This window comes from Bacteroides helcogenes P 36-108 (genome assembly GCF_000186225.1).
Classification (GTDB): Bacteria; Bacteroidota; Bacteroidia; order Bacteroidales; family Bacteroidaceae; genus Bacteroides; species Bacteroides helcogenes.
In genome coordinates, this window is record NC_014933.1 from 3,954,707 (window position 1) to 3,980,783 (window position 26,077).

Annotated in this window: 19 protein-coding genes; 5 read left to right on the forward strand and 14 right to left on the reverse strand. The window is 46.9% G+C overall.

Going from position 1 to position 26,077, the window contains the following annotated elements:
• Positions 1–330: 330 nt before the first annotated feature.
• The 5 genes from ilvC to ilvD form a co-directional block, all read right to left on the reverse strand.
• Positions 331–1,374 carry a ketol-acid reductoisomerase gene (ilvC, locus tag BACHE_RS16395; RefSeq protein WP_013548829.1) on the reverse strand — a complete coding sequence of 348 codons (1,044 nt, stop codon included), beginning with the start codon at positions 1,372–1,374 and terminating at the stop codon, positions 331–333.
• Between the two features lie 14 nt (positions 1,375–1,388).
• Positions 1,389–2,225 (reverse strand): acyl-[acyl-carrier-protein] thioesterase, encoded by an 837-nt coding sequence (locus BACHE_RS16400; RefSeq protein ID WP_013548830.1) that lies wholly within the window; start codon positions 2,223–2,225, stop codon positions 1,389–1,391.
• Entirely contained in the window at positions 2,222–2,785 is a 564-nt protein-coding gene (gene ilvN, locus BACHE_RS16405) for an acetolactate synthase small subunit (protein WP_013548831.1), read from the reverse strand. The genes BACHE_RS16400 and ilvN overlap by 4 nt, the downstream gene beginning before the upstream one ends.
• An 11-nt stretch (positions 2,786–2,796) precedes the next feature.
• Positions 2,797–4,491 (reverse strand): biosynthetic-type acetolactate synthase large subunit, encoded by a 1,695-nt coding sequence (gene ilvB / locus BACHE_RS16410; protein WP_013548832.1) that lies wholly within the window; start codon positions 4,489–4,491, stop codon positions 2,797–2,799.
• A gap of 247 nt (positions 4,492–4,738) precedes the next feature.
• Entirely contained in the window at positions 4,739–6,538 is a 1,800-nt protein-coding gene (ilvD, locus tag BACHE_RS16415) for a dihydroxy-acid dehydratase (RefSeq protein WP_013548833.1), read from the reverse strand.
• A gap of 476 nt (positions 6,539–7,014) precedes the next feature.
• On the opposite strand from ilvD, the gene BACHE_RS16420 reads away from it, so the two are divergent.
• The gene (locus BACHE_RS16420) at positions 7,015–7,581 is read left to right on the forward strand and encodes an FKBP-type peptidyl-prolyl cis-trans isomerase (protein WP_013548834.1); all 567 of its coding nucleotides are present in this window, start codon (positions 7,015–7,017) and stop codon (positions 7,579–7,581) included.
• A gap of 94 nt (positions 7,582–7,675) precedes the next feature.
• On the opposite strand, the gene BACHE_RS16425 is transcribed toward BACHE_RS16420, so the two are convergent.
• Together BACHE_RS16425 and BACHE_RS16430 are read right to left on the reverse strand one after the other, a co-directional pair.
• Positions 7,676–8,959, reverse strand: a complete 1,284-nt coding sequence (locus tag BACHE_RS16425; protein ID WP_013548835.1) for an L-cysteine desulfidase family protein — start codon at positions 8,957–8,959, stop codon at positions 7,676–7,678.
• 181 nt (positions 8,960–9,140) lie between these two features.
• The gene (locus BACHE_RS16430; protein WP_013548836.1) at positions 9,141–10,358 is read right to left on the reverse strand and encodes a DUF4925 domain-containing protein; all 1,218 of its coding nucleotides are present in this window, start codon (positions 10,356–10,358) and stop codon (positions 9,141–9,143) included.
• A gap of 485 nt (positions 10,359–10,843) precedes the next feature.
• Here BACHE_RS16430 and aroC point away from each other — a divergent pair, with 485 nt between their 5' ends.
• The 3 genes from aroC to BACHE_RS16445 are packed head-to-tail and all read left to right on the forward strand — an operon-like array spanning position 10,844 to position 13,862.
• Positions 10,844–11,920: a chorismate synthase gene (gene aroC, locus BACHE_RS16435; protein ID WP_013548838.1), complete on the forward strand. Its 1,077-nt coding sequence runs from the start codon at positions 10,844–10,846 to the stop codon at positions 11,918–11,920.
• 16 nt (positions 11,921–11,936) lie between these two features.
• Positions 11,937–13,292 carry a dipeptidase gene (locus BACHE_RS16440; RefSeq protein WP_013548839.1) on the forward strand — a complete coding sequence of 452 codons (1,356 nt, stop codon included), beginning with the start codon at positions 11,937–11,939 and terminating at the stop codon, positions 13,290–13,292.
• A 15-nt stretch (positions 13,293–13,307) separates the two neighbouring features.
• Positions 13,308–13,862: an NUDIX hydrolase gene (locus BACHE_RS16445; protein ID WP_013548840.1), complete on the forward strand. Its 555-nt coding sequence runs from the start codon at positions 13,308–13,310 to the stop codon at positions 13,860–13,862.
• Between the two features lies 1 nt (position 13,863).
• On the opposite strand, the gene BACHE_RS16450 is transcribed toward BACHE_RS16445, so the two are convergent.
• The 5 genes from BACHE_RS16450 to mutA form a co-directional block, all read right to left on the reverse strand.
• Positions 13,864–16,059 (reverse strand): DNA topoisomerase 3, encoded by a 2,196-nt coding sequence (locus tag BACHE_RS16450; protein ID WP_013548841.1) that lies wholly within the window; start codon positions 16,057–16,059, stop codon positions 13,864–13,866.
• Positions 16,060–16,380: 321 nt separating this feature from the next.
• Positions 16,381–17,193 (reverse strand): SGNH/GDSL hydrolase family protein, encoded by an 813-nt coding sequence (locus BACHE_RS16455; RefSeq protein ID WP_049778949.1) that lies wholly within the window; start codon positions 17,191–17,193, stop codon positions 16,381–16,383.
• Positions 17,151–17,375: an SGNH/GDSL hydrolase N-terminal domain-containing protein gene (locus tag BACHE_RS18105; RefSeq protein ID WP_321075139.1), complete on the reverse strand. Its 225-nt coding sequence runs from the start codon at positions 17,373–17,375 to the stop codon at positions 17,151–17,153. Before BACHE_RS18105 ends, BACHE_RS16455 begins: the two co-directional genes overlap by 43 nt.
• A gap of 410 nt (positions 17,376–17,785) precedes the next feature.
• Positions 17,786–19,933 (reverse strand): methylmalonyl-CoA mutase, encoded by a 2,148-nt coding sequence (gene scpA, locus BACHE_RS16460; protein WP_013548842.1) that lies wholly within the window; start codon positions 19,931–19,933, stop codon positions 17,786–17,788.
• Between the two features lies 1 nt (position 19,934).
• On the reverse strand, positions 19,935–21,833 hold the full coding sequence (gene mutA, locus BACHE_RS16465; RefSeq protein WP_013548843.1) for a methylmalonyl-CoA mutase small subunit: 1,899 nt from the start codon (positions 21,831–21,833) through the stop codon (positions 19,935–19,937).
• Between the two features lie 265 nt (positions 21,834–22,098).
• On the opposite strand from mutA, the gene BACHE_RS16470 reads away from it, so the two are divergent.
• Positions 22,099–23,760 (forward strand): putative transporter, encoded by a 1,662-nt coding sequence (locus BACHE_RS16470; RefSeq protein WP_013548844.1) that lies wholly within the window; start codon positions 22,099–22,101, stop codon positions 23,758–23,760.
• Positions 23,761–23,859: 99 nt separating this feature from the next.
• On the opposite strand, the gene BACHE_RS16475 is transcribed toward BACHE_RS16470, so the two are convergent.
• Both BACHE_RS16475 and BACHE_RS16480 read right to left on the reverse strand, forming a co-directional pair.
• The gene (locus tag BACHE_RS16475) at positions 23,860–24,489 is read right to left on the reverse strand and encodes a cytidylate kinase-like family protein (protein WP_013548845.1); all 630 of its coding nucleotides are present in this window, start codon (positions 24,487–24,489) and stop codon (positions 23,860–23,862) included.
• 123 nt (positions 24,490–24,612) lie between these two features.
• The gene (locus tag BACHE_RS16480; RefSeq protein WP_013548846.1) at positions 24,613–25,965 is read right to left on the reverse strand and encodes an MATE family efflux transporter; all 1,353 of its coding nucleotides are present in this window, start codon (positions 25,963–25,965) and stop codon (positions 24,613–24,615) included.
• Between the last annotated feature and the right edge of the window lie 112 nt (positions 25,966–26,077).

The following is a 26,077-nucleotide window of genomic DNA, read 5'->3' on the forward strand; positions in this document are numbered from 1 at the left end:
AGCCGCCGCACAACAAGAGGAGCCTGTTAAAAGCATAGAAGCGACTTCATTTAGGATATATTTAAGAAAGCGCGGATTACGCGAATCCCACGGATTTAGTTTGCCTAATCCACGTTATTCCGCGTAATCCGCGCCTGAAAAGAAGCATTCGGAAGAGGGGCTGTGCCCCCAAGCTATCCGAGAACTTAAATCTGCTATTGCCCTGCCGCAGATAACGCTGATGACACAGATAGGGAAAATAAGAAATCTGCGGCTGAAAGATTATCAGTCCGATAGCGGGCAAAGTGTTATCAAACAGTCAGGGGAGGCTGTGCCCCCCCCCTTGGATGATTAGTTGTTCTCCGGGCGGAGCTTGCGAACCGTAACAGCCGTCTGCCACATTTCGCTTTCGCGCATGGCTTTCAACTCTTCGTTCAGCTTCTCGCGATAGTCGGGCTTGGAGTTGCTGTCAATGGAAATCTGAGCCTCGTTGCCGCACTTCACGCTGGCATACAGCTTCTGTACCACCGGCTTGATAGCATCGTGGAACGGAGTCATCCAGTCCAAAGCACCACGTTGGGCCGTAGTAGAACAGTTGGCATACATCCAGTCCATACCATTCTTTGCAAACAATGGCATCAAAGATTGAGTCAGTTCTTCAACAGTTTCATTGAATGCCTCAGAAGGAGTATGACCGTTCTCACGCAGCACTTCGTACTGTGCGGACAGCAGACCTTGGATAGCACCCATCAATGAGCCACGCTCTCCGGTCAAGTCGGAAGTAGCCTCGCGCTGGAAGGTAGTCTCGAACAAGTAGCCCGAACCGATACCGATACCCAGTGCCAGAGTTCTGTCCATAGCCTTGCCCGTAGCATCCTGATAGATAGCGTAAGAAGAGTTCAAGCCACGGCCTTCGAGGAACATGGTACGCAATGAAGTACCCGAACCTTTGGGAGCCACCATGATAACGTCGATGTCCTTGGGAGGAACGCAACCCGTGCGGTCGCTCCAAGTGATAGCGAAACCGTGAGAGAAGTACAGGGCTTTGCCCGGAGTCAGATAGAGTTTCATGGTAGGCCATACGGACATCACGGCTGCATCAGAAAGCAGACACATGATAATGGAACCTTTCTGACAAGCTTCTTCGATGCCGAACAGTGTCTCGCCCGGAACCCAACCGTCGGCAACGGCTTTCTCATACGTCTTGCCCTGACGCTGACCTACGATTACGTTGAAACCGTTATCGCGCAGGTTGCAAGCCTGACCGGGACCTTGCACACCGTAACCGATTACGGCGATTGTCTCGTCTTTCAAGATTTCACGTGCTTTTTCCAAGGGAAACTCCTCGCGGGTCATTACATTCTCGATAACACCGCCAAAATTCATTTGTGCCATTTTTGTTTTAGTTTTTATTTGTGGCTTTCGCCAACGTTAATATTTAAGTTTCTTATTTCATTCGTTTTCAATCCTTCATCCGTCCGTTCCCACTGCTCCGTCGCTTGAACAAAGACCACCTTTGAACGGCAGACCACCTCGGCATCGTTCTTCTTCACCTCTATGTTATAAACGCCCGCACCGGCATCTTCCTTGTAGAAGGACAGTTTGTCGCCGCAGTAACTCTCGGCCACGTAAGCCATCTCGAAACGGCGGATGCGGCTGGTCTTGTAAAGCGCAATCGGAAAGAGGTCGAGGATGTGCTCGATGTAGCGGATGCTGTTGACATGTCCGTTGATGTCGATGTCGCTGTACTTGGCTGTCAGCGACTCCTCCGCCTCCGTAGCTGCCACCTTGATGCGCGAGGGCTTCTCAATGGGGCAAGGTTCGCTGCACACATAGTCCACGATGCTGCCACCGTGCAGTGCTAACAGGTCGGCGGGCTTGCGGGTGTTGAGGTTAATCATCGCCCATACGGAACGGGCATAGCCTATTTTCTTTCCGTCTTTGTTGAGAATGGCAAAGTTACGGTCGGTAAAGAGGCGGTACACATTCTCCACCCAAGTCTGGATAGAGAAATCTTCGTATTGGTACGGCAGCTCATCCAACTCGATAGCCAGACGGGAGAGCACCCACGTATAGTTGTCCTCGTTCAAGGTGGCAATGCCGAAACCGCGCTCCGTGGCATGGAAGCCCGCACAGTTCAGCAGGTGGTTGCCTAATACGCCTAATGTCAGTCTGCCGGTAAAGTCCACATGGAACGGCTCGGCCACAAACCGATATGTACCTATCTTATTATCCACTTCACTCATTGTTCTTGTTGTTGTTTGCTTTGACTGTATTTCGCCTCCCGGTCCGCCAAGTATTCATTGACACGCTCAAAGCAACTGGTGGTAATTGCCACCCGCCCCGAACGGACAAACTGAAGCACGCACTCCAATGCGCTCAGCTCTTCATAAAGGCTGCTGATTTCCTCGCTCAAGCCATTCTTCTCCACGATTGAGAAGACGGCGTTCACCTCTACGATGCGCGCGTTGTATTTGCGGATTACCTTAGATACTTCCGGCTTTTCCTCCAGCGTGGGAGTGGTTATCTTGTAAAGCGCAATCTCGTGCTGGTAAATCTCATCGTCCGTGAAGTAGTGGGCTTGCAGCACATCTATCTTCTTGGAAATCTGCTTCGTCACCTTCTCAATGGTATCCTTGTCCGTCCATGCGGTAATGGTGTATTTGTGTACACCCTTGATGGAGGATGCGGATACGTTCAGGCTCTCGATATTGATTTGCCTGCGGGTAAACACAGCCGTCACTTGGTTCAGCAACCCGGCGAAGTTCTCGGAATGAACGATAATTGTATATAATGTCTTGTCCATAGTTTCTATATTTAGCATTCCAGCAACATCTGATTGACCGAACCGCCCGGAGGTGTCATCGGCATTACGTTCCCTTCTTCCTCTACGCAGGCTTCGAGCAGGAATGCCCCGTCTGCCGCCAGCATGTCAGCGATGGCCTGCTTCAGTTCCTTGCGGGTGAAGACACGGCGTGCCGGAATGTCGTAGGCGGAAGCAATCTTCAAGTAGTCGGGGTTCATCATGGGCGTGAACGAATAGCGGTGATTGAAGAACATCGCCTGCCACTGACGGACGTTGCCCAGGAAATTGTTGTTCAGCAATATCATCTTCACCGGGGCTTTCTGCTCCATAACCGTGCCCAGCTCCTGAAGGTTCATCTGCAAACCGCCGTCGCCCATAAAGACGCAGACCGTGCGGTCGGGCCGTCCGAAAGTAGCACCGATAGCGGCGGGCAGTCCGAAGCCCATTGTTCCCAATCCGCCGGAGGTGACGATGCTGCGCTCCTTGCTATACTTGAAGTAGCGGGCAGACATCATCTGGTTCTGACCTACGTCCGTCACCAGAATTGCTTCATGACGAGTGGCTTCGCTCACGGCACGCACCACTTCGCCCATGCTCAGCTTGTCTCCTACCGGGTGCAGTTCGGGGCGGATTACTTTCTCCTCCTCTATCTGCTCGTAGGGCAGGAAGCTGTCTATCCACTCCTTGTGGGTAGCAGGCTTCAGCAGTGAGGTCACCGCTGCCAGCGTTTCCTTGCAATCGCCCAATACGGCAACCGTCGTCTTCACGTTCTTGTCTATCTCGGCGGGGTCTATATCGAAGTGGATAATCTTGGCTTGCTTGGCATAAGTCTCCAGCTTGCCGGTCACGCGGTCGTCAAAGCGCATACCTACGGCAATCAGCACGTCACACTTATTGGTATTGATGTTCGGACCCAAGTTGCCGTGCATACCCAGCATACCTTTATTTAAAGGATGCTCCGTGGGCAACGCCGACAATCCCAGCAAAGTGCAACCCGCAGGCATCCCGGCCTTCTCGATGAAAGCACGGAGTTCCGGTTGGGCGTTTCCTAACTCTACTCCCTGCCCTACCAATACCAGCGGACGTTCTGCCGCATTAATCAGTTCGGCGGCCTGCCGTATGGCTTCCGGCTCCATTTCGGGAGCAGGCAGGTAGCTGCGGACATAATCCACAAGGGTCGGAGTATAGGCGGTTTTGTCCACCTGGGCATTCTTGGCAAAGTCCAGCACCACCGGACCGGGACGGCCGCTCTTGGCGATATAGAAAGCGCGCGCCACCGCCCAAGCCACGTCTTCGGCACGACGGATTTGATAGCTCCACTTCGTAATAGGTTGCGTGATGCCCACCAAGTCCACTTCCTGAAAAGCATCCGTGCCCAAGAAAGCCGTTGCCGCCTGACCGGCGATGACCACAACGGGCGTACTGTCTATCATGGCATCGGCAATACCCGTGATGGTATTGGTGGCTCCGGGTCCGCTGGTCACCAGGCACACACCCACCTTGCCCGATACACGTGCAAAGCCTTGTGCGGCATGGGCTGCGCCTTGTTCATGGCGAACCAGGATATGGTTCAGATTCTTCCGATGGTCGTATAAGGCATCAAATACCGGCATGATGCTGCCACCCGGATAACCGAAGATGGTCTTCACTCCCTGATGTTCCAAGGAGCGCATCAATGCTTCTGCGCCTGTTATTAAGTTTTCCATATACTTTTGTTGTTTATTCTTTGTTGCTGGGAGTTATCTGCTTGAAGGAGTTAGAAGGAGTTATCCCTTTACAGGAGTTAGAAGGAGTTAAAGGGAGTTATCACTCCGCTTCGCTCCGTTCAAGGAGTTAGAAGCCGATAGTATTGAGTTATAACTTTCAACTTTCCATTTTCCAAGAGTATCGGCCTTTAACTCCCAAGCCCGCAAGCGGGCGATAACTCCTTCTAACTCCCTTTAACTCCTTCTCTCATATCAGTCTCACCGCTCCTTTATCCGCCGAACTTACCATGCTGGCATACGCCTTCAGCGCCTTCGACACTTCACGGTCGCGGGTGACGGGCATCTGGGGACGCGCCGCCAACTCCTCATCCGTCAGTTTCACGTTGATGGAACGGTTCGGTATGTCTATTTCGATGATGTCACCGTCTTGAATCTTACCGATATTACCACCCGCAGCGGCTTCGGGAGAGATATGTCCGATGCTCAGCCCGGAAGTACCGCCGCTGAAACGTCCGTCGGTAATCAGCGCACATTCCTTGCCCAAGTGGCGGGACTTTATATAAGAGGTGGGATACAGCATTTCCTGCATACCGGGACCGCCCTTAGGGCCTTCGTGCGTGATGACTACCACGTCGCCGCTGACAACCTTTCCTTCCAGAATACCGTCGCAAGCAGCATCCTGCGAGTCGAAAACCTTGGCGGGACCGGTAAACTTCCAGATGCTTTCGTCCACTCCGGCGGTCTTTACCACGCAGCCGTCTTGGGCGATGTTTCCTTTCAGCACGGCCAGACCACCGTCCTTGCTATAAGCATGTTGCAAATCGCGGATGCAGCCATCGGCGCGGTCAATGTCCAAATCCCGGTAACAAACCGCCTGCGAGCCAAGTTGCAGATTAAACTTGCCGCCCGCCGCACTTGAATATTTCTTGATAGCCTCCTCACAAACGTGCGGGCTGGTGATGCAGTATTTGTCAATCTCTTCGGCTAACGTCATGCCATCCACACGCTTCACGAAAGTGTTTACCAAACCGCCTTTGGCCAGTTCGTTCATAATTGAAACAATACCTCCGGCGCGGTTCACGTCTTGCACATGATACTTCTGCGTGTTAGGGGCCACCTTGCAAAGACAAGGCGTCTTGCGGGAAAGTATGTCGATGTCGTCCATCTTGAAGTCCGCCCCGGCTTCGTGGGCCACAGCCAGCAGGTGGAGCACCGTATTGGTGGAACCGCCCATAGCGATGTCCAGCGTCATGGCGTTGAGGAAAGCATCACGCGTGGCGATGCTGCGCGGAAGCACGCTTTCGTCTCCTTCCTCATAATACTTATAAGCGTTTTCAACAATCAGCTTGGCGGCATCCTCAAACAGCTTCTTACGATTCTCGTGGGTAGCTACAATCGTACCGTTACCCGGAAGCGCCAATCCGATAGCCTCGTTCAGACAGTTCATGGAGTTGGCGGTGAACATGCCCGAACAACATCCGCACGTAGGGCAGGCATGTTGCTCTATCTGAGCCACGTCCTCATCGCTCACGCTCTGGTCGGCAGATTTAATCATGGCATCAATCAGGTCGAGGTGCTGCCCCTTCCAGTCGCCGGCTTCCATCGGACCGCCGGAAACGAATACGGCAGGGATATTCAGCCTCATCGCAGCCATCAGCATACCCGGAGTGATTTTGTCGCAATTGCTGATGCAAACCATCGCATCCGCCTTGTGCGCATTCACCATATATTCCACGCTGTCGGCAATGATGTCGCGTGAAGGCAAGGAGTAAAGCATACCGTCGTGCCCCATCGCGATGCCGTCGTCAATGGCAATGGTGTTGAATTCCGCCGCAAAGCAACCCAACTTCTCAATCTCCCGCTTTACAAACTGACCTATCTCGTGCAGATGCACATGACCGGGAACGAACTGTGTAAAAGAGTTCACTATCGCAATGATGGGCTTACCCATTTGTTCTTTCTTCATGCCATTGGCCACCCACAGAGCACGTGCTCCTGCCATACGGCGGCCTTGGGTGCTGAACGAACTACGTAACTGATGTTTCATCTTTCAAATCTCCTTTTATGAAAAAAGCCTCTCCCACTACTGTGAGAAAGGCTTAATAAATTATTTTCTAACGTACGAATACATACATAACCTTTCTCACGCTCTTGATGCCACCACCACGACGCGAATAATATGCAAGACTGCCAGGTTAATAGATGTATGTAGATTCATGACTCGATTCTTCTTTTGTTTATTGTGCTGCAAAGGTAAGGGCTTTTTTATAAACTCCAAACAATTTGAATAAAAAAAAGAAGGAAATATAAATAATCGTAAGCAAACAGGGTATTAAAATCCTATTCTGTCACTTAACTGTTCCAAATGAAACCATTTATATTACCTGAAAGTGCCGTTTTCCAATAGCTGAAACCGCTTAATAATCTGAAATTTACCAGGAATGCTCTGCAGCCAAAACAAATTATTCGTATCTTTGCCACCCACTAAGAGTATTTACTAATCAAATAAAGAATATAGAACGAATGGAAACTGTAGAAAACAAGTACATCACCGTGGCATACAAGCTGCACTCAATAGAAGACGGACAAAAAGATTTCATAGAGGAGGCAACTTCCGAACATCCATTCCAGTTTATTTCGGGATTGGGATTGACTCTGGAAGTTTTTGAGAACCAAGTGAAAGATTTAAAAGCTGGAGACAAATTCGACTTTACCATCCCCACATCAGAAGCATATGGTGAATACGATGACAACCATGTCATCGATCTCCCCAAAAATATCTTCATCATAGAAGGACAATTTGACAGCGAACGTATCGTAGAAGGTGCTATCGTCCCTTTAATGACTTCCGAAGGACAGCAAATCAACGGAAGCGTAGTTGAAGTAAAAGAGGATGTGGTTGTGATGGACATGAATCATCCCCTGGCCGGTTGTGACCTGAACTTTACTGGTGAAGTGTTGGTGAACCGCCCGGCCACCAATGAAGAAATGGCAGAGATGGCACGTATGATGAGTGGTGAAGGCTGTGGCGGCGGATGCAACAGCGGATGCAGTTGTGACGGCGGATGCGACAGCGGATGTTGCCACTAAAAGATTAAAGAATCAGAAATAGAGGCTACGCAATCCAAGTTGATTATACATGAACATGTGTAGCCTCTATTTTTTATTTCCACTTCTCAGTTATTCAATTTTTCCCCGTCATAATTTCTAACACCAGCCTATCCGTCTCATTCATCCCCTTTGAGCCTATCTTTGTAAGATTACGGATGCTTTGGTCAACGTCTTCGTCAATGATTCCTTCTACCGAAGTCACGTAGCGATTCTCCATTGCCATAATGGCGGAAAGTACGGCAGTTGAAACTCCGGTGGTGACCTTTAATGCGCAGCTTGGCTTAGCACCGTCACAAATCATACCCGTAAGATTGGCAATCATATTCTGAACAGCATAGGCCACTTGCTCATAAGTACCTCCCATCAGCCAGGTGATGCCACAACTGGAACCTGTAGCCGCCACAACGCAACCGCACAAGGCAGATAACCGCCCCAAGCTTTGTTTGATATAAATAACGGTAAGATGACTTAGCATTAAGGCACGAATAAGCTCTTCTTCTGACTTATTGTTTTCTTCTGCATAAACCAGTACAGGCAAAGTGGCGGAAATACCTTGGTTACCACTGCCCGAATTACTCATCACCGGAATCATCGCACCCGCCATACGGGCATCGCAAGCGCCAGAAGTATATGAAAGAATATGCGAAAATACACTGTCTCCCAGAATCCGGTGTTCGTAAGTGCCACGCAGAATCTTCCCCAAAGCATGCCCGTAATTGCCTTCAAAGGAGCGCTCCGCAGCAGCCTTGTTCAGACGGGCAGTCTCCAGTATAAAGCGGATCTCATCCAAAGGGGTGTTCAATGCAAAGTCATAGACTTTCCTCAGATTCAGTTCCAATGTATTTTCTTCTTTCTCACTACAAGATTCCACTTGCTTGCTCAGCAGCACTTCATCGCCATGCGCCACATATATAAAGGTAGTATGTCCGCCTGCAATAACAGCGGTAGCCTCGTCTTCACCTGCCCGACAGCATACTTCAATGTAAAGTTTCTCCTCTATGTTCTCTTTCAGTGAGATCTGGATGCGCTTTTCTTCCATGAAACGTTTGCCTTCGTCCACAGCTTGGGGCGTACAGTCTTTCAATACCTCCAACTGATATTTCGACTTACCGACCAAAGCACCCAACGCCACCGCAATAGGCAGTCCTATCATGCCTGTTCCCGGAATACCCACTCCCATCGCGTTCTTCAGAATATTGGCACTCAAAAGAACCGTTATCTTCTCCGGGCGCTTACCTAATATCTCCGTAGCCTTTGCAACGCACAACGCCACTGCAATAGGTTCCGTACAACCAATGGCTGGAATTACCTCACACTTCACCAGGGCTATAATCCGTTGTCTTTCCGCTTCTGTCATTTTGTCTATGGTATTTGATTATTCGACATGCAAATGTAGAAAAAAAACGGAATAAAGTACAGATTTAATCTGGAAACATAAAGCAAAAAGAAAGAAGATGCACTCACCTTGTAGAGTGTACCTTCTTTCTCGTAAATCCACTGATAAGATTGCCGGCAATCTTATCTTTACAGCTATTGCCTTATTTAGTGAAATTCAGGGATAAATTAAAGTCTTTGGTATTCTCCTTCCAAATAGTCTCAATATCCGTAAGTTTCTCAATACCCATCATAGCCAAAGCCATCTTGATCATTCCGGCATTTCCATTATTCGGGTCAGCCAAAATTTTCTCCAGTTCTACCTGTAGCTTAGGCAACGCCGGCAGAAGAGCTTCTACGAATGGAGTAACCATCACCTTGTCCACATATACTTTCAGCGCATTGCCGTCCACGTTATACTTCAAAGGGATTCCTGTTGTCATCCACTGCATGACCGTAGGCATAAGAGTCTCTACGTTGACACCATATACAGCCAACTTAGCCATGACAGCAGTCAAATCACTTGTAGAAGCATTCCCCTCCGTACCAGCTTTCTTCAAGATGGCACTGATACTGGGCACAACATACAACATCCCATCTTTCGCATACCAAAATGCGAGTCCCTTAGGAGAGTCGAGCCATTCAGTATGCGAAGGATTCAAATTACCATTATCATCTGCACCACCCATGATATCGTTCATATCAACATCAGACCAATACTTGGCTGTAATATTTCCATCCTCTCCAAAAGTCACTTGATTGAGCACATTGACCAAAGCCATAGAGCCAAACAGATTGACAAGATTTGCAGCTTGCTCCAAATTGGGCTTGCCGATTTCGAGGGCAGACCAAACCAAAAACAGAGGGGCAGCAGCCACCGCACCCTTATCGCTCGTCACTTTGGTCTGTAGTTTCCAAGTTCCCGTCAATTCTCCTTGTGCTGCAGAATTCAATTTTGAGGTAAGTTGGGCGCTTGCTTTGCCGTCCAAAGTAATGTTGCCCTGCAAGGACAAATCATAAATGACGAATGCAGGCGCAGTGCTTTTCGTCATCATGGAAGGAGGGGTGGACAATGAAGACTTACCGGCAAAGAGATATGAACCGTCCGCTTGTTTCTTCAATTCCACAGGTACTGATATCTCAGAATAACCGGGAAGTACGTTCTTCAGGTTCACGGTTGCTTCCGTAGCATTCTGCACTTTCATCTGCATGCTTCCCGAAGCTCTTACTTCATCATTAATCTTCAATACAGCGTTGTCACCCGAAATCTCCGTCTCAGGAATTTGCTTCCATGCAGTATCTTCGTCATTGTCGCTGCTACAAGCAGCAAACAAACTCATTGAACAGATCAATACGAATAAATAAAATAAATTCTTTTTCATACTCTATGAATACTTGTTTAGTTAATAAAAGAGAATGCATGAAAGCATTCCTATTCATTTTCTCTCTATATAGAAAAAGCAAAGTAACATATTTTTTAATTCCCATGCAAGACTTTACAAGGAAAAAGAATGATGCCTACACCCGCAAAGGTTGCAAACCTATACCGCATAGGGAACACTCCTGCATCGATAACATTTCACTCTTATACCGAACATTGAAAGCCCCCGGATGTATTGTCCCCAAATAGCCCCATGTTCTTGGATTAACATACGGATGTTTTGGGCATTCGATATAAAACTTCAAGCTAATAAGTTCCGGCAAGAAACGCACTGCCTCCGGGCATGCAAAAGCGGCAAAAGAACTTTTATCGCCCCAGATAAAACGTTTTTAAAAACTAATTGTTATCTTTATAGTGCCAAAAGTTTCCATTATCAAGCAACAGATGGCGCATCAGCTTCATATATAAACCTTTAAAGCATTTGTTATGTTCAATTCATTTGGGAATATTCTTCGCCTTACCAGTTTCGGAGAGTCACACGGTAAAGGCATAGGAGGTGTAATAGACGGATTTCCCGCCGGAATATACATCGACACGGACTTTGTGCAGAGAGAACTGGACCGCCGCCGTCCCGGACAATCACGAATTACCACCGCACGGAAAGAGGGGGATAAAGTAGAATTCCTTTCCGGCATCTTCGAAGGCAAATCCACAGGCTGCCCTATCGGCTTCATCGTATGGAACGAAAACCAGCATTCAGACGACTACGACAACTTGAAAGAGGTTTACCGACCATCGCACGCCGACTATACCTATAAGGTGAAGTACGGCATCCGCGATCATCGTGGGGGGGGGCGTTCTTCCGCCCGCGAAACAATCTCGCGCGTGGTGGCAGGCGCACTGGCTAAAATCGCCTTGAAACAGTTGGGCATACAGATTACCGCATATACCTCACAAGTGGGGCCTGTCCGTCTTGAGGAAAATTATACGGCATACAACCTTGACCTCATCGAGAGCAACCCCGTCCGTTGCCCAGATCTGGAAAAAGCCAAAGAGATGGAAGACCTCATCTTCAAAATAAAAGGAGAAGGAGATACTATAGGAGGAGTTGTGACCTGCGTAGTAAAAAGATGTCCCATCGGACTGGGACAGCCTGTATTCGGCAAGTTGCATGCCGCCCTCAGCGCTGCAATGCTCAGCATCAACGCCGCCAAAGCCTTTGAATACGGAGACGGCTTCAAGGGGCTGAAGCAGAAAGGATCGGAGCAGAACGATGTATTCTACAACAATAACGGACGTATCGAGACGCGCACCAATCACTCAGGAGGCATCCAAGGGGGCATCAGCAATGGGCAGGATATCTATTTCCGCGTGGCATTCAAACCTGTAGCCACCGTACTGATGGAACAGCATACAGTGAACATCAGCGGCATAGACACCACTCTGAAAGCCCGTGGACGCCACGATCCCTGCGTATTGCCGCGTGCAGTACCCATCGTAGAAGCCATGACCGCACTGACACTGCTGGATTATTATCTGATAGACAAAACCACTCAATTATAACCCTCCAAGAATCATCATGGAAATAAAAAAATATATTGCAGAAAACGAAGCCGGTATGCTGGAAGATCTGTTCAGCCTCATCCGCATTCCAAGCATCAGTGCCAAGCCCGAACATCACGACAACATGCTGGCATGCGCCGAACTCTGGGCACAGTTATTATTGAAAGCCGGAGCCGATGAAGCATTAGTAATGTCTTCAAAGGGCAATCCGATAGTTTTCGGGCAAAAGACAGTAGATCCCGAAGCAAAGACTGTATTGGTATATGCCCATTATGACGTAATGCCGGCCGAGCCGATGGACTTATGGAAAAGCCGTCCTTTTGAACCGGAAGTACGGGATGGACATATTTGGGCGCGTGGCGCTGACGATGACAAAGGACAGTCTTTCATACAAGTAAAGGCATTCGAATATTTGGTAAAGAATGGTTTACTGAAAACCAATGTAAAATTTATCTTTGAAGGTGAGGAAGAAATCGGTTCTCCAAGTCTGAAAAGCTTCTGCGAGGAGCACAAAGATTTGTTGAAAGCGGATGTCATCCTGGTTTCAGATACCAGCATGCTGGGAGCAGACCTGCCTTCGCTGACCACCGGCCTCCGTGGATTGGCATATTGGGAAATAGAAGTCACAGGACCGAACCGCGACCTGCATTCGGGACACTTCGGCGGTGCTGTTGCCAACCCCATCAATGTGCTCTGTCAAATGATAAGCAGAGTGACCGATACGGATGGGCGCATAACCATCCCCGGATTCTATGACGATGTGGAAGAAGTCTCACAGGCAGAACGTGACATGATAGCCCATATTCCGTTTGATGAAGAAAAATACAAAAAGGCCATCGCCGTGCAAGCCCTCTGCGGCGAAAAGGGATACAGCACGCTGGAACGTAACAGTTGCCGTCCGTCATTCGACGTATGCGGCATCTGGGGCGGATATACGGGCGAAGGTTCCAAAACCGTACTCCCTTCCAAAGCATACGCCAAAGTATCTTGCCGATTAGTTCCCCACCAAGATCACCACAAGATTTCCCAATTGTTTACCGACTATATCCTGAACATCGCTCCCGATGCGGTACGGGTGAAAGTAACACCAATGCACGGAGGACAGGGCTATGTATGCCCCATCACATTGCCTGCTTATCAGGCTGCCGAGAAAGGTTTTGAAAAAGCTTTCGGCAAGAAACCGTTGGCCGTGCGCCGTGGCGGAAGCATTCCCATTATTTCCACTTTCGAACAAGTGTTGGGAATCAAGACGGTACTGATGGGATTCGGGCTTGAATCGAACGCCATTCACTCACCCAACGAGAACATGCCTTTGGAGATTTTCCGTAAAGGGATTGAAGCGGTAGTGGAATTCTACCTGCACTATAAGTAAACACAGCGAGACATCATGGAGAAAACAAAAGAAGTCTGGAAGGTGCTTTCAAGCCAATACTTGATAAGAGAACCTTGGTGTACCGTGCGCAAAGACCACGTGGTATTGCCCAACGGCAATCATATTCCCTCCTATTATATATTGGAATATCCCGATTGGGTAAATACCATCGCCATCACTCGCGACGGACTATTTGTCTTTGTCCGTCAATACCGCCACGGGTTGCAGGAAACATCCTACGAACTTTGCGCCGGTGTCTGCGAGCAAGAAGATGTCTCACCACTGGTTTCCGCCCAACGGGAATTGCTGGAAGAAACCGGCTATGGTAATGGGAGGTGGCAGGAGTACATGCAGATTTCCGCCAATCCCGGAACTCATACCAATATTACTTATTGCTTCCTTGCAACAGATGTAGAAAAAATAGCAGAACAGCACCTGGAAGATACCGAAAACCTGACTGTACATCTGCTGTCCTTGCAGGAAGTAAAAGCATTGCTGCAAAGAGGAGAAATACGACAAGCACTAATGGCTGCTCCACTTTGGAAATTTATGGCTGAAAACGGACTGTAAATCACTCGAACGGCTTGCGGAAAGTACAACCATTCTTCCACTCGGAACAACCGTAAGCCGTTCTCCCCTTAATAATCGTGCCTTTCCCACAAACGGGACAAGCCTGACCGACAAGCCCATCCGGCTGTGTGGAAGCCATACCTCCTTCAGCAGAAGAAACAGCGACATCTGCATCCTGTGCCGTTTTCTTCCCAGCCGTTTGTTTTCTTGGGGTCCTCTTTTTCGGCTCTTTTTTCGGTTTATCGGTAACCCCGGCTTTATCGGTAACCTTACCGCTTTTCCCGACAGCAGGCATCTGGATAGTAATATGACGGTTACTGTTATCCGAAAGTACACTCATCACTACCTCCGATACCATCTGTTTCAACTCTTCCAGAAATTGTCCGGCGTTATAAGTACACTTTTCTATCTCCCGAAGTTTCTTTTCCCAAATACCGGTCAGTTCCGCCGACTTCAACAGTTCTTCATGAATTACCAGTATCAGTTCGACCCCCGTAGGAGTGGCTATCAGATTCTTTTTCTCCTTACGGATATAGTTTCGTTTGAATAAAGTCTCGATAATGGCCGCACGGGTGGACGGGCGTCCTATGCCATTCTCTTTCAGCGCATCGCGCAGCTCATCATTATCCACCAGCTTGCCGGCTGTCTCCATGGCACGAAGTAAAGTTGCTTCTGTATAAGGCCGGGGCGGCTGTGTCCACTTCTCCAACAATCCGGGAGTATGCGAACCGCTTTCTCCCTTTACAAAAGTCGGAAGGACTTTTTCTTCTTCGCCACTTTTTTCATCTTTCTCTTCCTGAGATTGAGCCGAAGTAGTGCCGAACACCACCCTCCATCCCGGACTCAATATCTGTTTTCCTGTGGTTTTGAACTCTATCTCCTCTACCTCACCCATCACAGTGGTGGTAGCAAAAAGGCAATCGGGATAGAACACAGCGATAAAACGGCGCGCTATCAAGTCGAATACCCGCCGCTCCATATCCGTCAGGTTCTGCGGATGCTGCCCGGTAGGGATGATAGCGTGGTGGTCGGTAACTTTGGAGTTATCGAATACCTTCTTTGATTTCGTCAATGTGGTTCCCACCAAAGGCGCCGTAAACACTTCGTAATCCCGTAGTCCTTTCAGTATTCCGGGACATTTGGGATAAATATCATCACTCAGAAAAGTAGTATCTACACGCGGATAAGTAGCCACCTTCTTCTCATACAAAGACTGAATCAGCTTCAATGTCTCATCGGCAGAATAGGCGAACTTTCGGTTGCATTCCACTTGTAAGGAGGTCAAGTCGAAAAGACGGAGTGGCGCTTCCCTTCCGTTTTTCTTGGTGACATCGGTAATGGTGAAAGGAGAGTTCTTAATCTGCTCCAGCAAAGCAAGCCCGCGTTCACAGTCGGTAATGGGGTCGATACCCCGATTCTCTTCTTCGCTTTTAGGTTTCTTTCCGGCAGCTATGGCCTCTTTCTGCTTCTCGGCTTCCAGTACCAATTCCTCCTCACTTTTCCGGATGATGGCAGAGAAAGCAGTGTCCCGATACACGGTCTTCAGTTCCCAATATTGCTTAGGCACAAAGTTCTGTATCTCGAGCTGACGGTTCACAATCAGCGCCAGCGTAGGCGTCTGTACGCGTCCGATGGAAAGTACCTGTCTGTTCTGCCCGTATTTCATGGTGTAGAGACGGGTAGCATTCATTCCGAGCAACCAGTCACCGATGGCACGAGATAAGCCCGCTTCATACAACGGCTGAAAATCCGAGGCGTCACGCAGTTTGGCAAATCCCTCACGAATGGCTTCCTCTGTCAATGAAGAAATCCACAGGCGCTTCACCGGACAGCGCGCTCCTGCCTTCTGCATCACCCACCGTTGTATCAGTTCTCCCTCCTGTCCGGCATCACCGCAGTTGATAATCATGTCAGCATGCTGCATGAGATTCTCTATCGTATGGAATTGACGTTCATACGTGGGATTACTGATTAATTTGATTCCGAAGCGGGGAGGAATCATGGGCAAGCTTCCCAAACTCCATGATTTCCAGTTGGGAGTATATTCGTGCGGTTCTTTCAAGGTACAGAGATGGCCGAACGTCCAAGTCACCTGGTATCCGTTTCCTTCGATGTAACCATCCTTCTTATCTCTCGCTCCCAATACATCAGCTATGTCACGTGCCACAGAGGGCTTTTCGGCAATACAAACTATCATTCAATTCTTTTTTTTAGCGGAGCAAAGGTACAAAAATGTGATTACTATGCATAAAACTATGGAAGGTTTATACAGAACTGACAGTCAAAGACCCATTCCAGAGAATTGCACAATGCTTTTCTGAGAAGTCTAATAAAAAGCTATTTTGTAACAATATATCCAAGTCCAAAGGCATCCTGTCCCACCTACCATTTCACGATGAACCTCCCCCTCCCATAGTATCTTTTGAAGTGAGTATACCTCAGTATCATACCGAGGAAACATTACTTCCCGAAACGGGCTTAAGACAATGGTATTCTGCTTTAGTATTGTTAAAATGAATTACGACAGCAAGCCATTCCAATAGTGGATGATGGAATTACCTATCATCAGCACTTCGGGGGTTTGCTGACAATGCCGTTCCAATACCAGTTCATGGCGTTCTTGCCAATTGTAGGGATCACGTTGTTGCTTTACTCCCACAAAAGGAGCAGTAGATTCTTGCAAAATAGTCCGTATTTTACGTATGTAAGCATCGGCATACTGATGCATACCAAGGTCGCTGGGATGTACCCCTTCCACCATAGCATCCATAGTCAAACCAATTTCTTCTTTTGTGAGATAATGCAAACCTTTCAGCCCTGCCTGCAACAAGGCTCCATAGGCTTTGCGCAATTCAACATTAGTCTCACGATAGGCACTCTCTGACAATTCCGACGACCATTCATTGACGTAGCCACTGTGCTCTACTAACAATATGGGTGCTTGGCTGCTACGGCGAAGTTTCTTCACACCGTCGATAGTGAGCTGACAGATGTCATTCACAACTTTACCTCCCATATTGGGCATACAGTCGATGATATAGAGTTTAGCCTCTATTTCCGCAAGCATATCAAACAATTCTGGGTTGAGTTTAGCACTGCCAGAAAATCCTAAATTTACTACCGGATGTTCCAATTCACGTTCTACAATATTTGCCCATGCCATGCCCGGTCGCGAAGCACAAGCGCCTTGAGCGATAGAAGTGCCATATATCACCAGCGGTTTCTCTTTAGAGACAGGAATCCAACTGAATTTTGCATCTTGTGGCACACCTATTTCCAACCATTTCACTATATTATAGAGTGGTAGATATAACTCATATTCATAACCCATCTGAGGCGAGATAGCGTAGGATAGTCCCCGATAAGAGTAGCATAAAGATCTACACCAGAAACGCCCGTAGAAGGCATGTGTGGCATAGCCAAACTACCAGCAACCGTATAGCGTACATTTATTTCTTTAGCATTGCAACGAATCGCCTTCTGCCAACGGATTGTGCCATACCCATTGAGCAAAAACAGTAGGAGTAAATAGCAAAAACAGCATTACTCTAAAAAAAGAATAGAAAGAATGATTCATAAAAAATGATTTGGGATTTTAGAGAATTAATGAGAACAAAGATAGGAAGATTACAGCAAACAGCAAAAAAGATCCATTCCACAAGATAAGAGATAAATAAGGTACGGACATAAAAAAAGGAGTACCGCTGTACTCCAACCTTTGTTAACCTTAAATCTAATACTATGAAAAACACAGTGCAAAGATACGGACATTTGATATATCTGCAAATTATCCAAAGAAAAAAGCATGTTTCATAACATAGATTAAGAAAAAAAGGCGGATATACAAATGCATACCACCTTTTTTTAACACTTACAGGCCTCATCTTTAAGGCCTTTGAAAGAAAAAATAAAGTTACAGGCTTTTACTCCTCATCCAGCAAGATTTCAAGAATCTGACAAGCAGCCTTTGCAACCGGAGTACCCGGTCCGAAAATAGCGGCCACACCTGCTTTATAAAGGAAATCATAGTCCTGTGCAGGGATTACACCACCGGCAATCACCACGATGTCCTCACGTCCCAGATTTTTAAGTTCCTCAATAATCTGTGGAACCAATGTCTTGTGTCCGGCCGCCAATGAAGAAACGCCCACTACATGAACATCATTCTCCACAGCCTCACGGGCTGCTTCTGCGGGAGTCTGGAACAACGGTCCCATATCAACATCGAAACCACAATCGGCATAGCCGGTAGCTACGACTTTTGCACCACGGTCATGACCGTCCTGCCCCATTTTTGCAACCATGATACGAGGTTGACGTCCCTCTTTCTTTGCAAACTTCTCCGCCAGTTCACAAGCCCGTCGGAAGTCACTGTCATTCTTACTTTCTGATGAATACACGCCTGAAATAGTTCTGATTACTGCCTTATAACGTCCTACAATTTTCTCGCAAGCATATGATATTTCGCCCAATGTGGCACGGACACGGGCTGCTTCCACTGCCAGTTCCAACAAGTTGCCTTCTTTGGTTTCCACACACTTGGTGATAGCTTCCAATGCTTTCTGAACGGCTGCCTCATCACGTCCTTCCTTCAAAGTTTTCAAATTGGCAATCTGCTCCTGGCGAACTGCCGTATTGTCAATTTCAAGAATATCAATCGGAGCTTCTTTTTCCAAACGATACTTATTCACACCGACAATAGTCTGCGAACCACTGTCTATTCGGGCTTGTGTACGCGCAGCAGCCTCCTCAATACGCATCTTTGGAATTCCGGTTTCAATAGCTTTCGCCATTCCTCCCAGTTTCTCCACTTCTTGAATAAGTTCCCAGGCCTTATGGGCAAGTTCGTTCGTGAGAGACTCTACATAGTAAGAACCTCCCCAGGGATCAACATTCTTGCAAATATAAGTTTCTTCCTGGATATAAATCTGTGTATTACGCGCAATACGCGCAGAGAAATCAGTAGGCAAGGCAATGGCTTCATCGAGCGCATTGGTATGCAAAGACTGAGTATGCCCCAATGCAGCAGCCATTGCTTCAATACAGGTACGACCCACATTGTTGAACGGATCTTGCTCTGTCAATGACCAACCCGAAGTTTGAGAGTGCGTACGCAAAGCCAATGATTTAGGATTCTTCGGATTGAACTGTTTCACAATCTTTGCCCACAGCATACGTGCCGCACGCATCTTGGCAATCTCCATGAAATGATTTGTACCGATAGCCCAGAAGAATGACAAACGCGGAGCGAACGCATCAATATCAATACCAGCGGCGGTCCCGGCACGAAGATATTCCAAACCGTCAGCCAAAGTATAGGCCAACTCGATATCGGCGGTAGCACCGGCTTCCTGCATGTGATAGCCGGAAATAGAGATAGAATTGAACTTCGGCATCTTCTGAGAAGTATATTCAAAAATGTCGGAGATTATCTTCATTGAGAATGCAGGTGGATAAATATAGGTATTGCGTACCATAAATTCTTTCAGGATATCGTTCTGGATAGTACCTGCCATCTCTTCCAGCTTGGCTCCTTGTTCCAGCCCGGCATTGATATAGAATGCCATAACGGGGAGCACAGCTCCATTCATGGTCATGGACACAGACATTTTGTTCAAAGGAATGCCGTCGAAAAGAACTTTCATATTTTCCAATGAACAGATAGATACACCGGCCTTGCCGACATCACCTACCACACGTTCATGATCAGGGTCGTAGCCACGGTGTGTAGCCAAGTCGAATGCTACAGACAAACCTTTCTGTCCGGAAGCCAGATTACGACGGTAGAATGCATTTGATTCTTCTGCCGTAGAGAAACCGGCATACTGCCGGATAGTCCAAGGACGCAGGGTGTACATCACCGAATACGGACCACGCAAATAAGGGGGAAGACCGGCTGCATAACCAAGATGCTCCATCCCCTCAAGGTCTTCTTTTGTATAAACAGGCTTCACTTCAATGTGTTCCGGCGTTTTCCAATCAGCATGGATGCCGTTAGCCTTTTGCCACTCAGCACCGTTAGCGGGCTTGAATGCGGCATATATATCTAAGTTTTTAAAATCTTTTCTCATCTTACTTCAAAAGTTTAGCGTTGAATTCCTTTAATGTTTCCAGTACGTTGACGCGAACATGGATAAAGTTCTCGATACCGGCAGCTTTCAGTTCGTCCATACAGGCCGGAGCACCGGCCACTATGAACATAGCACGATTGTTCAGAGCCTTGAAAGCAGGAACAGCGTATTCGGCATATTCATCATCACTTGAGCATAGAACCACGATGTCAGCCTTGGCAGCCATAGCAGCCTCAACTCCTTCTTCCACCGTAGAGAAGCCGAGGTTATCGACCACCTCGTATCCGGCACAAGCCAAGAAGTTGCAAGAATACTGTGCACGTGCCTGCCGCATAGCCAGATTACCAATAGTAAGCATAAATGCTTTCGGACGTTTTCCAGAAGCTTCTGTTTCTAAGCGCAGTGCTTCAAATTCACTGGCAGCACGGTCAAAGTTCAAGGTTGCAACATCTTTTTCACACGTATGACTGCCACCACAGCAACAAGTATCTTCCACCGGCTTCTTATCACTCGCTTTTTCGTTGAAATTAGGGAATTGGTTTGTACCTAACAAAACTTCACGACGCTGTGCAACAGCCTTATGACGGATTTTGTTGCTTTCATTTATAGCTTCCTGCACTTTTCCAGCTTTCACTGAAGTATAGAAACCACCATCTTCCTCCACAGTGAGGAACAACTTCCAAGCCTGTTCAGCGATAGCCACTGTCAGATTTTCGATATAATAAGATCCTGCAGCCGGATCAATGACTTTATCAAAATGGGATTCTTCTTTCAACAGCAATTGCTGGTTGCGGGCCATACGCTCTGAAAAGTCATCAGGAACAGCATAAGTCTTGTCAAAAGGTACTACCGTCATAGAATCTACACCTGCAAGGGCAGCACTCATAGCTTCGGTTTGTGTACGCAGCAAATTTACATGCGCATCAAACAAAGTAAGATTGAAAGTGGAAGTTTCAGCATGAATCTTCATTTTGGCAGCACAGCGGCAATCTTTACTGTCGCCTCTGTTCTCACAATCTCGCAAACATTCGGGGGCATAAGATGCCACTATATTGGCCCACAACATACGAGCCGCACGGAATTTGGCTATCTCAAGAAAGTAGTTGGAACTGATACCGAAATTAAATTTAATCTTCTTGGCTACCATTGCGGCAGGCAGACCGGCATCAGTCAACTGATTCATGTACTCATTACCCCAAGCCAATGCATAGCCCAGCTCCTGATAGATGTATGCGCCCGCATTGTTCAAGGTCAATGCGTTCACATTCAATATGCGATATTTAGGAAGGTCGGCGGTAGCTTCAATCAAGGCTTTGGCAGTAGCAACCATATCACCTTTCTCTTTACCCTTGGCCAACATCTTATTGAAATAATCATAATTGATGGAGCCCCTCAATTTCGTCAAGTCATAGTCTTTTTTCCGGAAATAAGCAACAAGAAGTTCGGCAAGCCCGACAACATGCCCCTGACAAGTAGAAAAATTGAGTTCAACACACTCTGCGCAGATGTCTTTCAACAAAGTATCAATATACTCTGCACTCAGTTCCTTGGCTTTTACATGGAAAGAAAGCGAATCAATTCCTTTATTCAAAATATCCAGTGCCTTTGCATTGGCTTCTTCAGGAGATTCCACCTTGATTTCCTGACGAACCAACCATTCATTGTTACTTTTCTTAGTACCCCTGAGATAAGGGAATTCACCGGGAAGTGCATCGGTAATCCTTAAGCCTTCAAGGTCTTCCATACGATAGAATGGTTTTACCTTAAATCCTTCATTTGTTTTCCAAACGAGTTTCTTCTCAAAATCCGCGCCTTTTAAGTCTGCGGTAACTTTTTCCATCCACTGCTCGGTGGAGATGGAGGAAAAGTCCGAGAAGAGTTTTTCTTTACTGTCTGCCATAGTTTATTTATTTAAAATAGTTGAATAGGATTCATTTTGTCATCAAGAGACTTGCAAATATAAGGAAATACTTAAAACTAAAAGTTTTTTTAGAAGAAATTGCATCTATGGATGACACAGCGTTCGCCTCTATCCCGGCTCCCTATTCACCGCACATATTGTTTTTGCAAAGTTGATATTACAAAAAGTAGCACAAAACTTTTGCTACGTCCCCCTTATTAGCTACTTTTGCGCAAAATTTCAAAACATATATAATAAGGTAACTATGGATTGGTTAGAAACATTGCTATGGGACCCCTCATCCGTAGCCCACATCGTCTGCTTATATGCATTCGTCATTTCTGTGGGCGTGATGCTGGGTAAAGTTAAAATTTTCGGGGTATCGCTGGGTGTCACATTCGTGCTTTTTGCAGGCATCCTGATGGGACACTTCGGTTTCACAGGTGAAACACATATACTGCATTTCATCCGTGAGTTCGGACTGATTCTATTTGTATTCTGTATCGGTCTGCAAGTAGGTCCCGGATTCTTTTCTTCTTTCAAGAAGGGAGGCATGACACTAAACATGCTTGCAGTAGGTATTGTGGTATTAAATATCGCAGTAGCACTGGGCATATTCTTCATTGACGGAAGTATAGACTTGCCTATGATTGTCGGCATCCTTTATGGGGCTGTGACCAATACCCCCGGTCTGGGCGCCGCCAACGAAGCACTGAGCCAATTACACTATACAGGTGATCCTATTGCTTTAGGATATGCCTGTGCTTATCCACTTGGTGTGGTCGGTATCATAGGTTCCATCATTGCAATACGTTACATCTGCCGGGTGAATCTTAAGAAAGAAGAAGAGGAACTCAACACACAGGAAACGGACGCAAAGCACCAGCCGCATATGCTTCATCTGGAAGTACGCAATGAATCAATCTCCGGTAAAACTCTGCTTCAGGTAAAAGAATTTCTGGGCAGATCTTTTGTCTGTTCGCGCATCCGCCATGAGGGGCACGTCAGCATCCCTAATCATGAAACAATATTCCACGTAGGCGACCAGCTCTTCATTGTATGTTCTGAAGAAGATGCAGAAGCGGTAGCCGCTTTTATCGGAAAAGAGATACAGGTGGACTGGGAGAAACAAGATACTCCGATGGTTTCACGCCGTATTCTGGTCACCAAATCCGAAATCAACGGTAAAAAGTTAGGCAGCCTTCATTTCCGCAGCATGTATGGTGTGAACGTAACTCGTATCAACCGTTCCGGCATGGACTTGTTTGCTGATCCCAATCTGGTGCTTCAGGTAGGTGACCGTGTAATGGTGGTAGGCCAACAAGATGCCGTAGATCGTGTAGCCGGTGTATTAGGCAATCAGTTGAAGCGTTTGGACACTCCGAACATAGTTACTATTTTCGTGGGCATATTCTTAGGTATCTTGTTTGGAAGCCTCCCTATTGCATTTCCAGGCATGCCTACTCCTGTGAAATTAGGTTTGGCAGGTGGTCCGTTGGTAGTAGCCATCCTTATCGGGCGTTTCGGCCATAAACTGCATCTTGTAACTTATACTACAATGAGTGCCAACCTGATGCTGCGTGAAATAGGCATCGTACTTTTCCTTGCCAGTGTAGGCATAGAAGCCGGTGAGCATTTTGTGCAAACAGTAGTGGAAGGCAACGGATTACTGTATGTAGGATATGGATTCCTGATAACTGTTATCCCGCTATTGATAATCGGCATGATAGCCCGTTTCTATTGTAAGGTGAACTATTTCACCTTAATGGGATTAATTGCCGGCAGCAATACCGATCCTCCCGCATTGGCATATGCTAATCAGACGTCGGGCAACGATGCTCCGGCAGTAGGTTACTCCACCGTTTATCCGCTAACTATGTTCCTTCGTATTCTGGCAGGACAGATGATATTGTTGACAATGATGTAGATCGTAGAAGAATTACTAAAAAAGAGGCGGATTTTTACTAAAAATGCCATAAGAATTTAGTAAAAATCCGCCTTTTTTTTAGTAACACCGATAAGCCGGTCATATCTTTAGTTTTTTCCTCACAAACTCCTCTACCAAATCAACTGTACCATCAATTCCCAAAACAGAAGAGTCAATACAAAGATGATAGGTTGCAGCAACTCCCCACATTTTATAACTATAATAATTATAGTATTCAGAACGTCTTTTATCCGCCTTATTCATCATTTCTTCTGCTGCATGCTCAGAAATAGAATGTATCTGGCGAAGACGCCTCACGCGTTCTTCATGAGAACAAGATATGAAAATATTGGCACAACGGGGATTATCACGCAATATATAGTCGGCACAACGCCCCACAAACAAACATGATTTTTCTTCAGCCAACCTGCGTATGACATCGCTTTGGACTTTGAACAAAGCATCATTGCTAAGACAGTTCGTTGCCGGTATAGCTCCATCACTGATGAAAGGAAAACGCATTCCAAACAATCCCCCGATAATGCCTTGAGAGGTTTTTTCATCGGCTTTCTCAAAGAACTCTCGACAAAGACCGCTTTCTTCCGAGGCCAATCTTATCAACTCCTTATCATAAAAGTCAATTCCTAAGCGAGCAGCCAATTTTTCACCGACTTCCCTACCGCCGCTTCCCAACTGGCGGCCTATATTTACTACGAATTTATTATCCATACGCTTGTGTGTTTTCTGCAATAGCCGATAAAGTTACTCACAATGAATAACAGAACCGGATGTGCAAAGGTGTGTGTTTTCTGAAAAAAAAACAAATTATTTTATGTAAAAGAGAGAATCAACTCATTGAGGCATAACTCTGAATTTACGAAACTGCACCCACAACATCACCAAAGCAATCAGACTTGCAAGAACGTCGGATACCGGCATGCTGTACCATACCCCTTCCACACCGAAAAATTGGGGCAGAATAAGCAAACAAGGAAGAAGAATCAGCATCTGGCGGGTAAGAGAAAGGAATATGGCCTTACCTGCCATCCCTATGCTCTGAAAAAAATTAGAAGTCACCATCTGAAAGCCAATAATCGGAAAGAACATAACCACAATGCGCAAGCCCTTGGCTGAAATTTCTATTAATTCCTCGTCCGATGTAAAAACGCTTACTACCAAATCAGGCATCAGCATGCCTATCAGGAAACCTAAAGTCGTTACTGCCGTAGCATAAATTATTGTAAGTTTCAGCACTCTGTTCACTCTGTCATATCGTTTCGCACCAAAATTATACCCGGCAATGGGCTGCATACCCTGATTCAGCCCCATCACAATCATCACGACGATAAATACCAGGCGATTCACAATACCGAAAGCACCAATGGCCAAATCTCCTCCATATTTCTTCAACCCCTGATTTATAAGGATTACAATGAAACAAGCAGCCAGATTCATCAGAAAAGGAGACATACCAATAGCCAGCGAATCGAATACAATCTTGCGTTTCAAGCGAAATATCCCCCGGTGGAAATGCAGCAGTTCGTCCTTATCACTGAACAACTTAAACTGCCATATCAGCGATATGACCTGCGCCACAATCGTAGCAATAGCCGCCCCGCGAATACCCCAACCGAATCCGTAAATAAATACAGGATCCAGAATAGTATTGACAACCACCGTGGCTATGGTGGCATACATTGCTTTCTGCGGATGCCCGGAGGAACGCAACACCGCATTCAATCCCAAATAAAGATGGGTAACCGCATTTCCTAAAAGAATGATCTGCATATAATCCCTCGCATAGCCTATCGTCTGATCACTTCCCCCAAAGAAAAAAAGAATGGGGTCGAGAAAAGCCAATACGATAACGGTAAAAGCTACCCCCAACAGGATATTCAGCACAAAGACATTGCCCAGCACACGCTGTGCCGTATCATAATCTTTCTGCCCCAGTTTGACGGAAATCAGCGTAGATGCTCCTACCCCTACAAGAGAGCCAAAAGCCGCAGCAAGGTTCATCAACGGAAAGGTCAGGGCCAATCCTGAAATAGCCATCGTACCCACACCATGACCAATGAAGATACTATCCACCATATTATATAAAGAAGATGCCGTCATGGCGATAATTGCCGGAACAGCATACTGCATCAGCAGTTTTCCTATACTATCCGTACCCAGCGCTGTGGGAGTCTTTTGTCCTGTCATACTATACCTATTTCATTTGTCGAGGGTGCAAAGGTACGCATTTCTGAAAACAAAGCCGATTGTAATACTAAGAAAACTTTCAGTCATGGAGTGAGATGCTTTCCGGTTCCGG